This window comes from Psychrobacter sp. NPDC078929, from assembly GCF_050267985.1.
Lineage (GTDB): Bacteria > Pseudomonadota > Gammaproteobacteria > Pseudomonadales > Moraxellaceae > Psychrobacter.
In genome coordinates this window covers 17,974-33,509 of record NZ_JBNNFX010000009.1, presented here as the reverse complement: position 1 = coordinate 33,509, position 15,536 = coordinate 17,974, and the positions used below count along the sequence as shown (strand labels likewise).

13 protein-coding genes are annotated in these 15,536 nt (G+C 43.2%); 7 read left to right on the top strand and 6 right to left on the bottom strand.

What is annotated here, in order from left to right:
- Nucleotides 1-240: 240 nt before the first annotated feature.
- A complete protein-coding gene (locus tag ACQKCG_RS06850) occupies nucleotides 241-1,371 on the bottom strand; it encodes a DNA topoisomerase IB (protein ID WP_427585320.1) in 1,131 nt (376 codons plus the stop codon).
- A 182-nt stretch (nucleotides 1,372-1,553) separates the two neighbouring features.
- Here ACQKCG_RS06850 and ACQKCG_RS06845 point away from each other — a divergent pair, with 182 nt between their 5' ends.
- On the top strand, nucleotides 1,554-2,006 hold the full coding sequence (locus tag ACQKCG_RS06845; protein WP_427585318.1) for a GNAT family N-acetyltransferase: 453 nt from the start codon (nucleotides 1,554-1,556) through the stop codon (nucleotides 2,004-2,006).
- An 83-nt stretch (nucleotides 2,007-2,089) separates the two neighbouring features.
- Here ACQKCG_RS06845 and ACQKCG_RS06840 read toward each other — a convergent pair whose 3' ends face one another.
- From ACQKCG_RS06840 to ACQKCG_RS06825, 4 genes are all read right to left on the bottom strand, one after another.
- The gene (locus ACQKCG_RS06840) at nucleotides 2,090-2,374 is read right to left on the bottom strand and encodes a pyrimidine/purine nucleoside phosphorylase (RefSeq protein WP_238052351.1); all 285 of its coding nucleotides are present in this window, start codon (nucleotides 2,372-2,374) and stop codon (nucleotides 2,090-2,092) included.
- A 77-nt stretch (nucleotides 2,375-2,451) separates the two neighbouring features.
- Nucleotides 2,452-3,547, bottom strand: a protein-coding gene (gene prfB / locus ACQKCG_RS06835; protein WP_102078362.1) for a peptide chain release factor 2 whose coding sequence is annotated in 2 segments (ribosomal slippage) — nucleotides 2,452-3,474 and nucleotides 3,476-3,547 — 1,095 coding nt in all. Because the reading frame shifts where the segments join, the coding sequence is not laid out codon by codon here.
- A gap of 124 nt (nucleotides 3,548-3,671) precedes the next feature.
- Nucleotides 3,672-4,373, bottom strand: coding sequence for an HAD family hydrolase (locus ACQKCG_RS06830; RefSeq protein ID WP_427585317.1), 702 nt, complete (start codon nucleotides 4,371-4,373; stop codon nucleotides 3,672-3,674).
- Between the two features lie 158 nt (nucleotides 4,374-4,531).
- A complete protein-coding gene (locus ACQKCG_RS06825) occupies nucleotides 4,532-5,068 on the bottom strand; it encodes a gamma carbonic anhydrase family protein (protein WP_427585315.1) in 537 nt (178 codons plus the stop codon).
- Nucleotides 5,069-5,570: 502 nt separating this feature from the next.
- Here ACQKCG_RS06825 and carA point away from each other — a divergent pair.
- The 5 genes from carA (at nucleotide 5,571) to ACQKCG_RS06800 (ending at nucleotide 13,270) form a co-directional block, all read left to right on the top strand.
- On the top strand, nucleotides 5,571-6,809 hold the full coding sequence (gene carA / locus ACQKCG_RS06820; RefSeq protein WP_427585314.1) for a glutamine-hydrolyzing carbamoyl-phosphate synthase small subunit: 1,239 nt from the start codon (nucleotides 5,571-5,573) through the stop codon (nucleotides 6,807-6,809).
- Nucleotides 6,810-6,811: 2 nt separating this feature from the next.
- A complete protein-coding gene (locus ACQKCG_RS06815) occupies nucleotides 6,812-7,771 on the top strand; it encodes a restriction endonuclease (RefSeq protein WP_427585313.1) in 960 nt (319 codons plus the stop codon).
- 50 nt (nucleotides 7,772-7,821) lie between these two features.
- Nucleotides 7,822-11,085, top strand: coding sequence for a carbamoyl-phosphate synthase large subunit (gene carB, locus ACQKCG_RS06810; protein ID WP_102091162.1), 3,264 nt, complete (start codon nucleotides 7,822-7,824; stop codon nucleotides 11,083-11,085).
- Nucleotides 11,086-11,415: 330 nt separating this feature from the next.
- Nucleotides 11,416-11,892 (top strand): transcription elongation factor GreA, encoded by a 477-nt coding sequence (greA, locus tag ACQKCG_RS06805; protein ID WP_057760725.1) that lies wholly within the window; start codon nucleotides 11,416-11,418, stop codon nucleotides 11,890-11,892.
- A 484-nt stretch (nucleotides 11,893-12,376) separates the two neighbouring features.
- Entirely contained in the window at nucleotides 12,377-13,270 is an 894-nt protein-coding gene (locus tag ACQKCG_RS06800) for a hypothetical protein (protein WP_427585311.1), read from the top strand.
- 189 nt (nucleotides 13,271-13,459) lie between these two features.
- On the opposite strand, the gene ACQKCG_RS06795 is transcribed toward ACQKCG_RS06800, so the two are convergent.
- Nucleotides 13,460-14,011 carry a hypothetical protein gene (locus tag ACQKCG_RS06795; protein ID WP_102078366.1) on the bottom strand — a complete coding sequence of 184 codons (552 nt, stop codon included), beginning with the start codon at nucleotides 14,009-14,011 and terminating at the stop codon, nucleotides 13,460-13,462.
- 245 nt (nucleotides 14,012-14,256) lie between these two features.
- Here ACQKCG_RS06795 and ACQKCG_RS06790 point away from each other — a divergent pair, with 245 nt between their 5' ends.
- Nucleotides 14,257-15,525: a putative DNA modification/repair radical SAM protein gene (locus ACQKCG_RS06790; RefSeq protein ID WP_427585310.1), complete on the top strand. Its 1,269-nt coding sequence runs from the start codon at nucleotides 14,257-14,259 to the stop codon at nucleotides 15,523-15,525.
- The last annotated feature ends 11 nt before the right edge of the window (nucleotides 15,526-15,536 follow it).

Below are 15,536 nucleotides of genomic sequence, written 5' to 3'. Positions count from 1 at the left end.
ATCCTATAGACCGTTTCATAGGTTCGTATTTATCATGCTCTATTAGTAACGCATTTTTACGTTTATTTCAATACATAACGTATCATTTTTATTTTATAGAAATAAAGACAATCTATAACTAATTATCATTAATTCGTTATAAGTCCGCGAAGACACCTAAAATAGCTAAAGTACTGCCACATATTTTCAATTTCCTATTAAAGAATTAACACCTCAATATTATTATCTGAAACCTCACATTTAAACATCAGCTCTTAAAAACCCTAATAACGCTTTCTCTTCACAGCTTTGGTACTTCTTGGTTCGTCCACGGCGTGCTTGTTTGTAAGTCTCAAAGAACTGCCCTGTCAAAAAACGCTCAATGACAATGGGATGAATATAAGAGGCACGGCATACGGTTGGTGTGTTGCCTAGCTCTGCTGCCACGCTTTTTACCATATCAGTAACTAATTGCTGTCGCTCAGTGCTTTCTGGCGCACTGGTTAATATGTTAGCGCCTGCAGTCGTTTGTAGCTCATCATATAGATAGCTTGCTGCGAGTACACTGGCCATCCATGTACGAAAATCTTTTGCGCTGTACAGTTTGCTTTCGCAGTCCATGCCGCACGTATGCACCCGTAAGTAGTCATTGATATCATTACTGTCAACGACTTGCTTATGTCCGTTGTCATCTAGATATTTGAATATTTGATAACCGGGCAGCTCAGAACAGGCCTGCACGATGTCAATCAATCGCTCGTCTTGTAGCTCAATGTGGTGTTCTTTCGCGCTTTTTCCGACGAAATCAAACGCCAGTCCATTGTCGGTTTCACTGACATGCTTGCTGCGTAGCGTACTCAGACCATAACTTTTGTTTTGTTTGGCGTAGCGGCTATTGCCAATACGAATCAAAGTGGTCTCTAGCAATTTAACAACGGCAGCAAGCACATTGGTGCGTGACAACGATTCTGCTTCCAAATCTGTCTCGACCTGCGCGCGTAAATTGGGCAGCGCCTCTGCAAACCCTATCATCGCATCAAACTTTGCTTGGTCACGAATATTGTTCCATGACGGATGATACAGATACTGCTTGCGAGATTTTTCGTCTCGCCCTGTTGATTGTAGATGGCCTCTTTCGTCTTTGCATATCCACACCTCTGACCACATGGGCGGTATCACCAACGCATCAAAACGCTGACGCAATGCTCTGTCTTTTACCCTGTTACCCGTTGCATCACGATAAGTAAAGCCGCGACCCCAGCGTCTGCGCTCGTAGCCTGGTTCGTCGTCACTCACATAACGCAAATTGGCACGGCGTGCGAGATGCTCGTAATCATGACGCACGTCTTTGGTCATTGTCTGCTGGCTAGTCTGTAATTTTGCCTTTGTCATAAACCTATATACCTTTAAGAATTCATGGTTTTAGCATAATTAATGGCGGTAGTTTTTGCTGTTTATTTGGCACAGACAAAGTGTAATCGATGTGTAAAATAAAATTGAAATTATGGATGCTAAACGATGCGTTTGTGAGGCATAATTTAGCACTACTCACGACTTAAGTTTATTAAAATAAAATGTACCCTTCATCTGTAGAAATAAAACCCCTAGCTCGCGCCGATTACGACTTTTGGTTAACATTATGGCAAAGCTACCTAACCTTTTATGAGACCAGTTTGCCCATGAGCACGACTGATACAACATGGCGCAACTTGCTCAATAACGACGTCGCTACTTATGGAATTGGGGCGTGGAAGAATGGTACATTGGTAGGTTTTACCCATGTCGTAATACATCCAACGACTTGGAGTAGTACGGCATGTTGTTATCTACAAGACCTCTATGTCGATGAGTCTGTACGTGGACAGAGCATCGGACGAATATTAATTGAAGCCGTATATGGTTTTGCTGATGAAAAAGGCTGTAATCACGTTTATTGGAAAACTCAAGAAAGTAATGCTAATGCACGCCAACTGTATGACAAAGTCGCAAGCTTAACGGACATGGTGCAGTACCGTAAAAACTTATAGTTTTTTATAGTTCGGAAATAAAAAAAGCCAAGCATCAAATACTTGGCGTTTTTCGTTTTGATACTGCTATAACTTAGAAGTCATTATTTACCGTATACACATAGATAAGCGGTTTCGACGTCTACTTTTACTTGGAACTTCTGATTGGCTTCGACGGTAAACTGCTCGCCAGCGTTAAACGTTTGCCAATCATCACTCTCTGGTAATTTTACGGTCAATGCACCGCTCACCACACTCATGGTTTCAAATTCACTGGTGCCAAACTCATACTCACCAATTTCCATTACACCGACAGTCGCAGGCTTGGTAGCCGTTTGAAAAGCAATAGAAGTCACTTTATCATCAAAATAATTATTAACGCTTGGCATAATTTTCCTTAATTAAATGTTAGTTGCTATTTTAATTAGTTACTATTTTAAAACGGCTGCTTATTTAAAACAGCCTTTTACAGTCCTGCTTTTAAACTTGCTTCGATAAACTGATCGAGGTCACCATCTAGTACGGCACCGGTGTTAAAGGTTTCAACACCCGTACGCAAGTCTTTGATACGTGAGTCATCGAGCACGTACGAGCGAATTTGACTGCCCCAACCGACGTCAGACTTGCCATCTTCGACTGCTTGCTGTGATTCCATACGTTTTTGCATTTCAAGCTCATAGAGCTTAGCACGTAGCATTTTCATCGCGGTGGCTTTGTTACCATGTTGACTACGCTCATTCTGACAGGTCACTACCACGCCCGACGGCTCATGGGTAATACGTACCGCAGAATCTGTCGTGTTTACGTGCTGACCACCCGCTCCTGATGAGCGATAGGTATCGATACGCAAATCAGCAGGATTGATATCAATCTCGACATTGTCGTCAATCTCAGGCGAGACAAACACCGCAGCAAACGACGTATGACGACCATTATTACTATCAAATGGTGATTTACGCACCAAACGGTGAACACCAATCTCAGTACGCAACCAACCAAACGCATAATCGCCTTTGATCTCAATGGTTGCCGACTTAATACCAGCCACGCTACCTGATGACACTTCAATCACATCTACTTTGAAGCCATGTGCTTCTGCCCAGCGTGTATACATGCGCAGCAGCATTTCAGCCCAATCTTGCGCTTCAGTACCGCCACTGCCTGACTGAATATCCAAGTAGCAGTTATTTGGATCCATCTCACCGCTAAACATTCGGCGGAATTCTAAATCAGCAACACGTTTCTCAGCGCTATCTAGCTCGCTCTGCACATCGGCTAGCAATGACTCATCTTCTGCTTCGACTGCCAACTCTAGCATGGCAGACGCATCTTCTAGTGTCGTCTCAAGAGAGACCACCACATCGATAACACCATCAAGGTGACTTTTTTCTTTATTAATTTTGGTCGCACGCTCTGGATCGTTCCATAGCTCGGGGTTTTCTAACTCTAAATTAACTTCTTCTAAGCGTTCTTGCTTACCATCGAAGTCAAAGATACCTCCGCAAGTCCTGACCACGCTCTGATAAATCTTTAATCTGCTCTTGATACGGATTGATTTCCATAAATGTTCCTGTTTTTCTAATAAAATAAATAACGCATGTGGCGCTATTTTAAATGAGATTGAGACTAAATGGTTCGCTAATTGTCGCTATTGCCAATGTTGCTACTATTACTAGCTTAAATAATCTAGATCGACCAATCTTCTACTGCCCAGCGATGGGCCAAAGCATGCGCATGTAACGCATCATCAGGTGACACGCAAACGGCCACATCTGCCCATTCGAGCAATGGGATGTCGTTCTTAGAATCTGAATACGCATACGTTTTTTCAAAGGTAACACCAGCTAACTGCTGCTTATTCACCCATTTATCCAAATGGTATATCTTGCCCGCTTGGAAGTTTGGTCTGTCAGTTAGCTTACCTGTATAGCGATTGTCTTTGATCTCTAATGGCGTTGCCAATACGTTAGCTGCTTCCACGCCAAAACGCTTGGCAATAGCCGATACTACAAAATCATTGGTCGCAGAAATAATCACCACATCGTGTCCTTGCTCAATATGCTGACACAACGCTTCCATCGCTTTTGGGCGAATATGCGGCTCAATTTCGCTTTTGATATAGTCTTCTCTTAGCTCATCCAGTCTATCAAGCGGTAAACTGCTTAAAAACTGCGCGACGAATTCATTGTACTCCGTCGCGTCTAGCGTACCTTCGATATAGTCATTATAAAATTTCTGATTGGCAGTGCGGTACTGCGCCTCATCGACAAGGTCATGCTTTACGATATACTCGCCCCAGAGATAATCGCTATCGACATCAAGTAAGGTATGATCTAAATCAAATAATGCCAGTTGTTTTTGTTGTGTGTGTGCTTGATTTGCCTGCATGGTGAGACCTTATCGTTGGTTGCGAAAAAATATGAATTATTTAATAAAATTAGGTACAGTTATCTACTAAGGCTGACCGTATTAATTGAACAGTCTATCAATGAAATAAGTATGCGCCCTATCGTCTATCTATTTAAACTTAGCTCGTTTACTTACCCTTAGTCAGGCATCGCTATTTCTGTTAAGCCTGTTTTAAATTTCTGGCAACGCTCAGCATAATGTAGCGCTGACATTTTTAGCATCGCTACTTGCTCATCTGTTAGCGTTTTGACCACTTTTGCAGGCGCGCCCATCACTAGCGAGTTATCTGGAATAACCTGACCTTCAGTAATTAAGGCTTTCGCCCCTATCAGACAGTTTTTACCGATTTTGACATTATTAAGTACCACAGCGCCAATACCAATCAGACTGTTATCACCGACTTCACAGCCATGTAGCATAGCCAAATGGCCGATAGTCACGTAATTACCGATTTTCACCTCAATACCTGCATCGGTGTGAATCACACTGTTTTCTTGCACATTACTGTAGTCACCGATATGGATACGATCGTTGTCACCGCGTATCACTGCACCGAACCAAATATTGGCTTGATGACCTAAATACACATCGCCCATCACTTGCGCCGAGTCTGCCACCCAACCGTTGAATGGTGCGGCAAATTCAGGGGTTTTGTCTAAATACTGATAAATCATAACGACTCCTTGTCATCTTCATTATTGTTATAACAAACGATCATAAAAATTGGGTTTAGCGCTGCGCTATCCATTGTGGCAAAGCCAACTGCGAAAATCCAGCGCTATTAATATACGCTGGATGTTGATTTTGATAAAAGAGAAAGGAGTCAATGTCTGCTTAGGCTATTTTATAAAGTCAATATCTTTATAAAATCTTCATTATTAGCCATGAAATGACTATTAATCCAGTAAATCGGCTAGCTATAACCGTCTATTTTGTATATAATACGCAAAATCTGTGCCTAAGCGAGCGGACATGATGCAAGTTACCTATTCACTATCTAGTGGGTTTTGTAGTTTTCATCAATAATGTCTTCTCGCTTTTTTGTGGAAAATTTTTGTGTATCGCCCTTTTTTTACTTTTATATGACAACAGTCAAATGCCGTAAATAAAAGGATACGGAGCAATTTTAGACCAACAAAACACGATGGCACTCACCAATAACAGCGGAGGCAATCCTTGAATTCATCGGCAGAAATACAAGCAATTTTGGCACTAGCAGACGGTACAATCTTTCGCGGTGTCAGTATCGGCAGCCTAGGTCATCGTATTGGTGAAGTGGTATTTAACACAGCCATGACAGGGTATCAAGAAATCCTAACCGACCCGAGTTATGCCCGCCAGCTGGTGACTTTGACTTACCCTCATATCGGTAATACAGGCACCAATAGCGAGGACACAGAATCTGGCAATGGTCACAAAGTATGGGCAGACGGTCTTATCATCCGTGATGCCACCATGGCAACCTCTAACTTCCGTAACTCAGAGTCACTTAGCGACTATTTACAGCGTAATGAGACAGTGGCTATCGCTGAAATTGATACGCGTCAGCTAACACGTCTATTACGTGATAAAGGTGCACAGAACGGCTGTATCATGACTGCCTCAAACGGCGAGACTATCAGTAGCGACGATGAGCAAAAAGCGATTGAGTTAGCGAAAGGCTTTGCAGGTCTAAAAGGCATGGACTTGGCAAAAGAATGCTGTACTAAAGAGAACTTCGAGTGGACAGCAGGTACCTGGGATTTATCAGACACCCTACTCAACCGTGATATTCATGGTAGTCATGATAGCGGTACTGGCGGCTTCTTTAAGCAACTTGGCACTCACATCGATTCTAAATACAACGTCGTTGCTTATGACTTCGGTAGCAAAACAAACATCCTGCGCATGCTCGTCGACCGCGGTTGTCACGTGACGGTTGTACCAGCACAGACCCCTATCGCAGACGTGCTAGCGATGAATCCAGATGGCATCTTCTTATCAAACGGCCCTGGTGATCCTGCAGCTTGTGATTACGCTATCGATGCGGTACGTCACATCATTGAGCAAACTGACGTGCCAACGTTTGGCATCTGCTTAGGTCATCAGCTGATTGGTTTGGCTAGCGGTGCAAATACTATCAAGATGAAAACTGGCCATCATGGTGCCAACCATCCAGTACAAGACTTAGCAACTGGCACGGTTATGATTACCAGTCAGAACCATGGTTTTGCGGTTGATGAAGACACGTTACCTGACAACGTTAAATCTACTCATCGCTCATTGTTTGATGGTACTAACCAAGGCATTGAGCTGACCAATAAGCCGGTCTTTAGCTTCCAAGGTCACCCAGAAGCCAGCCCTGGTCCACATGATGCTGCGCCGCTGTTTGATAAGTTTGCGGAGATGATGGCAGCGGCAAAGGCTAAACAATAAAGATGACCATTCCACATTTTGATGACCTAAGAAAACCCATACTAATGCTCTCAAGCGATGGAGAAATATGGAAAAAATCAAAATTTACTGACCCTTTGATAAAGCATTTCAATCTTACTGATGAAGAAGCAACAAAGGAATATGAGTCAGGTAATGGTCTTATTTTTGTTGATAGAATTTCTTGGGCATTAAGCTATTTTGCTCTTACAGGAATACTGAATAGACCTAAAAGAGGCTCCTATGTTATTAGCGCTTTAGGAAAAACTTTTTTAGATAAAACTAATGAAGAAATCAATATTTTTGTCAAGCAAAAAATGTCGGAAAGACAAGCAGAAAAGCTAAATAATACTGAGTTAGGGCAAGATGTTGAAAAAAACAACATTAATCAAAATGCCAATACACCGCAAGAACAGCTTTATGCGTCTTATGAAACTATTCGTCAAGAAACTTATGAAGAAATACTGGATACTATCTTAACGAAAACTCCTATGGCTTTTGAGCGTCTGGTTGTCGAGTTGTTACAGAAAATGGGTTACGGCGGTGCGGTTGAAAAAGCAGGGCGAGTAACACAGTATTCTAAAGACGGCGGTATTGATGGTGAAATCTATGAAGACGTATTGGGTTTAGGACGAATACACATTCAGGCAAAACGCTATCAAAAAAGTAATACTATTGGTCGCCCTGATATTCAAAGTTTTGCTGGTGCTTTATTAGGTGATAACGCAAATAAAGGCGTCTTTATTACTACCTCAAAGTTTTCTACTGATGCAGTCATTTATGCTCAAAACCTATCAAACGCAAGAATTGTCTTAATAGATGGTCAAAAACTGGCTGAATATATTTACAAGTATGGATTAGGTGTGCAGGTTGAACAAACCCTTAGCATTAAAAAACTTGATACAGATTATTGGGATAATATTCCTGATGACGTCAGTTCAAATATGACTAACCTTTCTATATAGTTTCATTGTAAATCCATAACATATAAATTTAAAACTAAAAGGTCTTACTTATGCCAAAACGTACCGACATAAAAAGCATTCTTATCATTGGCGCAGGCCCTATCGTCATCGGCCAAGCATGTGAGTTTGACTATTCAGGCGCACAGGCGTGTAAAGCACTAAAAGAAGAAGGCTACCGCGTCATCTTGGTCAACTCAAACCCTGCAACCATCATGACCGACCCTGTCATGGCTGACGCAACCTATATCGAGCCGATTACTTGGCAGACGGTTGAGCAAATTATTGCCAAAGAACGCCCAGATGCAATCTTGCCAACGATGGGCGGACAGACGGCTCTAAACTGTGCGCTAGAGCTGGACAAGCACGGCGTATTAACCAAGTATAACTGCGAGTTGATTGGCGCGACCAAAGACTCAATCGAGATGGCAGAAGACCGCAACTTGTTTGATAAAGCCATGAAGCGTATCGGCCTTGAGTGCCCTCGCGCTGAAACGGCTGAAACCATGGAAGAAGCCTTTGCTACTCAAGAAAAAATGGGCTATCCATGTATCATTCGTCCATCATTCACGATGGGCGGTTCAGGCGGTGGTATTGCTTATAACCGCGATGAGTTCATTGAAATCTGTGAGCGCGGTTTTGACTTGTCTCCAAACCATCAACTGCTTATCGATGAGTCGTTAATCGGTTGGAAAGAATACGAGATGGAAGTGGTTCGTGACAAAAACGACAACTGCATCATCATCTGTGCCATCGAAAACTTTGACCCAATGGGCGTGCATACAGGCGACTCAATCACCGTCGCGCCAGCACAGACTTTGACGGACAAAGAATACCAAATCATGCGTAATGCGTCATTAGCAGTACTACGTGAGATCGGTGTAGAAACAGGCGGCTCAAACGTCCAGTTCGGTATCAACCCTGATACTGGTCGCATGGTGGTCATCGAGATGAACCCACGCGTATCACGCTCGTCTGCCCTAGCCTCAAAAGCCACTGGCTTCCCGATTGCCAAAATCGCAGCAAAACTGGCAATTGGTTATACGCTAGACGAATTGCAAAATGACATCACTGGTGGCAAAACACCAGCCAGCTTTGAGCCTGCGCTTGATTATGTCGTGACCAAGATACCTCGTTTCAACTTCGAAAAATTCCCACAAGCGGACAATATCTTATCGACTCAGATGAAATCGGTCGGTGAAGTGATGGCAATCGGTCGTAACTTCCAAGAGTCTATGCAAAAAGCATTGCGCGGCATGGAAACAGGTGCGGATGGCTTTGACGAGCAAATTGACTTATCAAAAGTCAGTGCTGAGAAGGCTCGTAGCGAAATCATCAACCGCCTAACCATTCCAACACCTGAGCGTATCTACTACGTTGCTGATGCATTCCGCGTCGGTATGAGTGTCGATGAAGTGTTTAACTTTACCAAGATTGACCCATGGTTCTTGGTACAGATCGAAGACATCGTCAAAACAGAAGCTACCGTAAAATCACTTGGTTTTGGCGGCTTGAACGAGAAAAATCTACGTAGCTTTAAACGTAAAGGTTTATCAGATTTGCGCTTGGCTAAATTGCTTGGCATCTCACAAAAGCAGCTACGCAAAAAGCGCTGGGATCTAAACGTCTATCCAGTCTATAAGCGTGTCGATACCTGTGCCGCAGAGTTTGCTACTAGCACGGCCTATATGTACTCGACGTACGATAGCGAATGTGAAGCAAACCCAACAGACAAAAAGAAAATCATGGTTATCGGTGGTGGTCCTAACCGTATCGGCCAAGGTATCGAGTTTGATTACTGCTGTGTACATGCAGCGCTTGCCATGCGTGAAGATGGTTACGAGACCATCATGGTCAACTGTAACCCTGAAACGGTTTCCACCGATTATGACACTTCTGACCGTTTATACTTTGAGCCAATCACGTTAGAGGACGTGCTAGAAATCGTCCGTATTGAAAACCCTGATGGCGTGATTGTACAGTTCGGTGGTCAAACGCCATTGAAACTTGCTCGTGCACTAGAGTCAGCAGGCGTCAAAATCATCGGTACTAGCCCAGATGCAATCGACCGTGCCGAAGACCGTGAGCGCTTCCAGCATATGATTCAGCAGCTAAACTTAGTACAGCCATCAAACGCTTTAGCGACCAGCTTAGAAGACGGCTTGGTTAAAGCCAAAGACGTAGGCTATCCATTGGTTGTACGTCCATCTTATGTATTAGGTGGCCGCGCGATGGAAATCGTCTACAACGAAGACGAGTTAAGACATTACCTACGTACTGCGGTACAAGCATCGAACGAAGCACCTGTCCTACTAGATCGTTTCTTAGATGATGCTATCGAAGTCGACGTAGACTGTGTATGTGATGGTACTGATGTCGTCATCGGCGGTATCATGCAACATATTGAACAGGCTGGCGTTCACTCAGGTGACTCAGCATGCTCACTGCCACCATACTCACTGTCTAAAGAGTTATGTGATGTGATGCGCGCGCAAACGGTCGCTATGGCAAAAGAGCTAGGCGTTATCGGTCTAATGAACGTACAGTTCGCAGTAAAAGGCGAAACCGTATATATCTTAGAAGTGAACCCACGTGCTGCACGTACAGTACCGTTTGTTTCTAAGTGTATCGGTACTTCATTAGCACAGGTTGCTGCTCGCTGTATGGCTGGTACTTCGCTTAAAGATCAAGGCTTTACCACTGAGATTGTCCCAGCATTCTATGCGGTCAAAGAAGCGGTATTCCCATTCGCTAAGTTCCCAGGTGTTGACCCAATCTTGAGTCCTGAGATGAAATCAACTGGCGAAGTTATGGGCGTGGGCAAAACCTTTGGCGAAGCATTCTACAAGGCCATTATCGGTAGTAATGAGCGTCTGCCAGGTCTACCGACTGAAGGCGAGACAAAAACCGTCTTTATCTCAGTTCGTGACAGCGACAAAGCCCAAATCGCTCCGATTGCTCGTCAGCTTGCAGACTTTGGCTTTAAGATTGTCTCGACCACTGGCACGCAAAAAGTACTGAGCGACGCTGGTATCGAAAGTCAGCAAATCAACAAGGTCACTGAAGGTCGCCCGCATATCGTTGATGCCTTGAAAAACGGCAAAATCGACCTTATCATCAATACTACTGAAGGTAAGCAAGCTCAAGAGGATTCGTTCTCTATTCGCCGTAGTGCACTACAAGGCAAAGTATTCTACGTCACCACGTTAGGTGCCGCTGATGCCGTCTGCAAATCTTACGCGATTGACTTACCGTTTGATGTCTATAAGTTACAAGATTTGCATGAGCAAGCAAAGTCTATTGACGTGGCTGAATAATTTCAGTAGATTAAGCATAACCGTTAGGCTTGCCTAAAAGCTCACTCAAGTATCGTTGTTTGCTTTAAATATAGCCAACCATGCTTGAGGAACGATACCTTTACCGTGATAGACCTAAAAAGCATAGTGGCTAAATTGCGACTATGCTTTTTATTACGTAAGCTTAAGTGCACCTATGCTTGAATTGAGGTGAAATACACTCATAAATGATGGCCAACTTATTCATTACATCGTCTTAATTATCACTCTTTTATATTTTATATCCATTGCAACAACACTGACACCATCTCATTATGAGGTGGTGTGGTGTTATTGGTTTAAGGAAAAAACATGCAACGTTACCCAATGACTCCGCAAGGACACGCGGCTCTAGAAGCCGAATTAAAACAGCTAAAAAGTGTCGACCGTCCACGCATCACAGCATCGATTGCTGAAGCACGCGAACACGGCGATTTGAAAGAAAATGCTGAATACCATGCTGCCCGTGAGCAACAAGGTTTTTGTGAAGCACGTATTCGTGACATCGAAGCCAAACTCGGTGGCGCTCAAGTCATCGATCCTTCGACACTGCCAAAAGAAGGCCGTATCGTGTTTGGTGTTAGCGTCGTGATCGAAAACATGGACACTGAAGAAGAAAAACAGTACAAAATCGTTGGCGACGATGAAGCTGACTTTAAAGCTGGTAAAATCTCAGTCAACTCACCAATCGCTCGTGGTTTGATTGGTAAATTCGAAGGCGACGAAGTGCGCATCGAAACGCCAAAGGGCGTCGTTGAATATGAAGTCATGAAAGTTATATACGACTAATAGCGACACTTAATAGCTACACTGCGTTCTAATCTAGAAACTTGATACTTTCAATTGTAGACAGTTTGAGAAATGACTTTTAGATAGCAGCTTCGATGACAATGATTGTGACTAGCGACTTAGTTATGCCATTCCATAGATGAAAGCCTTACTACACATAAATAGCATTTATACCATTTCGGTTACACAATGCTGCTTTTATCCATGATTTGTTTTGGCGCATAATTATTTGAGTTTGAGTGCACAACAGCTTTAGTATTAAGTCTATTCAGTAAGAAATATTTAAGATTGAATAACTTTTATACAAGTTAGCATTGCGGCGCTTTTACTAAAAATAATGATGGTCTGATCGCATACATAGGCTAATATCAGCACTACTACCCTCGTTATTTGGCATATTTTTCGGTGTCATTTAGCGGGGGTTTTGTTTATCTAGGCATTATCTACTGTTGTATTACTTACTATTATTTTTGAGGAGTCTTTTATGATTATGAACGATGGTTTTCAAGCATCAACTGCTAAAACAACCATGGCAAAAAATGTAGCTATGTCTGCATTGCTAGTAGGTATAGTGTTGGCTACATCATCGGCCAATGCTGCCCCTGAGATTGCCATTAGCTCCTCTGCGAGCGGTAGCACCACGGTGGTCGAGCAATATTCTGATGGCAAAACTGCTACGATTACGGCGACGCCAAACGGTATCACCATGCAAGACGGCATGCCGTACGCGGTAACTCAGGTGACCACTGTACCACGCTACGTCGTGCGTCAGTCTCCTGTTGTCCAAGGTATGACGACCGTTACTAGCGTACCGGTGATTAACTCTATTACCAATAAAGTCACTAAAGTAGATGTGATTACCACGCCTGCCAGCAGCGTGACGCAAGTGCTACCTGTCACAACCAACGTCACCCCGCCAGTGATTATGCAGCAGCCAGTGACCAATCAAGTAACGACCACGACGACAACTTTGGATACGTTGCAACTGACCCCTACCTTTAGTACGCCTGGCGTGGTCAATGCCAATACTAAAGTGATGAAAATTTTAAAAAATGCTGATGGACGTGAAGTTGCCGTTCCTGCCAATCATATTGCTCCAGGCGATGTGATCGAGTATCACACCACGTACACCAATACCACGGCACAGCCAGTCAATGACATCAATGCCATGATCTCATTACCAAGTGGTGTCCAGTTAGTCTCGTTGAATAGTCCTCTGCCGACGCTTGCCACCACTGGCGGAGACAGCTATCAAACCATTCAGCAGGTTGGCAATACGGTGGTTGCCCAAGAAAACTACTCTGGTCTAAAATGGAACTTGGTGAACTTTGACGCCAATGCGGCCAAAACCGTGGTCATACGTGCCAAGGTTCAATAAACATTAAACTGTCGCGTATTATTATTTAACGGTTATCGGTATATGTAAAAGGTCTTGTGGACTAGTCAGCTAGTCGACAAGACCTTTTTTGTGTCGGCGGCTTGGTTTTGAGTGTGGTAAAGCACTGCTTTAAGCTTAGGATATAAATGCTTGATGCAGTGGCAGAAATAGATGAGCTTTTAGAGAAGATCATTTTTCTTTATACAGAATAGGCCGATTAATTAGATTATTAAGTTTTGTCATAAAAAAGATAAAACCAAAACCAAAGATTGACGTAGTGAGCACTCTTATCATGTTTTGATCGAACATTAGGTTTTTGGTATCTTCGTAAGTTATTTGCAGATCTTCCTCTGATTCTCTAATGTCTAAGCTGACTAATTGCGGTAAATTATTCGATACGCCTAAAAAATTGGGCTGATAGTACCAACCAACTCTTGCGTACTTGCCAAGCCTAGGTTCAAGGTATGTAGGACCCATACATGACCCAGTATTAATAAAGCCAAATACATTATAGCTACAGCCGTAAAGCGTTATTTGTTTAGGATTTTCGATAGATTGCAAGGCTATACTAAATCCCGTATCAGTGATAATGCCTTCACTGTATTGTAGCTCCGACTCCTGCGGAAAACCTCTACCCTGCCATTCCAAAAAATTGAGTGCAATGAAAAAAGATATAAACGAGACATTTAGAAACGTATCGAACTTTTGAGACGCTGATTTTTCTTTAAATTTTTTGAGCATAAAATCCCTCTAAAAGAGCCTTTCTTGGAATGTTTGAAAAAATCTATATTTACCCTTAAAAAGTGAATATATTAAGCCACAGAGTTTAGCCTTTAAATAAACCTCAAACTACTGTTTACTATATCAGACACGAGTCATACGACACTATTTGTCGTGTTGTTTTTATAATTATCCTATTAATACAATGACTTAGCGATAATTTTGGTAAAATAGTCTTTCATCAATTAATTGGTAATAACCGACTTATGGCAAACATCAATTATGAAAGATTACAGGGCAAACTCAATATTTTGGCCGATGCTGCCAAGTATGATGTCTCTTGCTCATCCTCCGCTGGTACTCGTAGAAACCAAGGCGGCGGACTAGGCGATGCCTCAGCAACGGGTATCTGTCACAGTTATACCGAAGATGGTCGCTGCGTCAGCTTGTTAAAGATTCTTTTGACCAATCACTGCATTTACGACTGCGCTTATTGCACCTCGCGCAAGAGTAATGACACGCCACGCGCCGCGTTCAGTGTGGAAGAAGTCGTCGATTTAACCATGCAGTTTTACCGCCGTAACTACATTGAAGGGCTATTCCTCAGCTCTGGTATCTTCAAGAGTGGCGACTATACGATGGAGCGACTAGTCGAAGTTGCCAAACTCTTACGTACGCGCGAACGCTTCAATGGTTACATCCATCTAAAAACCATCCCAGGTGCGTCAAAAGAGCTGCTGCTAGAAGCAGGATTGTATGCGGATCGTTTGAGCGTCAATATCGAGATTCCAACCAAATCAGGGTTGGCTTTGCTTGCGCCAGAGAAATCACATGACCAATTAAAAGCACCGATGGAAACGGTAAAAGAAGAAATCATTACTATTCGTGAAAGCCGTAAGACTCATAAAAAAGCGCCTAAGTTCACGCCAGCAGGTCAGACCAGTCAAATGATTGTCGGTGCGAGTAACGAGACTGACTTGCAGGTGATTCAACTATCGAGTCACTTCTACAAAACGTACGATCTCAAGCGGGTCTATTACTCAGGTTATGTACCTATGCTCTCTGATAATCGTTTGCCTGCGATTGGAACGCCCGTGCCGATGGTACGTGAGAACCGTCTTTATCAGGCGGATTGGTTAATGCGCTTTTATGGTTTTGACGCGCATGAGATTGTGGAGCCAGAATCGCCATTTTTAGATTTGGACTGCGATCCAAAACTGGCTTGGGCAATACGCCATCGCGAGCATTTCCCAGTCAATATCCAGACAGCGACTTATGAAATGATAGTGCGTATCCCAGGTATCGGTACAAAAACTGCTAAAAAAATCGTCAAAGCACGTAAGTTCAATCAATTGACGCTATACCATCTAAAAAAGATGGGCGCTGCGGTCAACCGTGCTAAATACTTCATCGCGACCACTGGCAAAAACGAACACCTTGCTCATTTAACGCGCGATAATTTCCGTCAGTATGTATTGGCTCAAACGCAGACCAAGTTTAATGATCAGCGTACTGGGCAGTTGGCTTTATTCTAGAATGGCTCTAG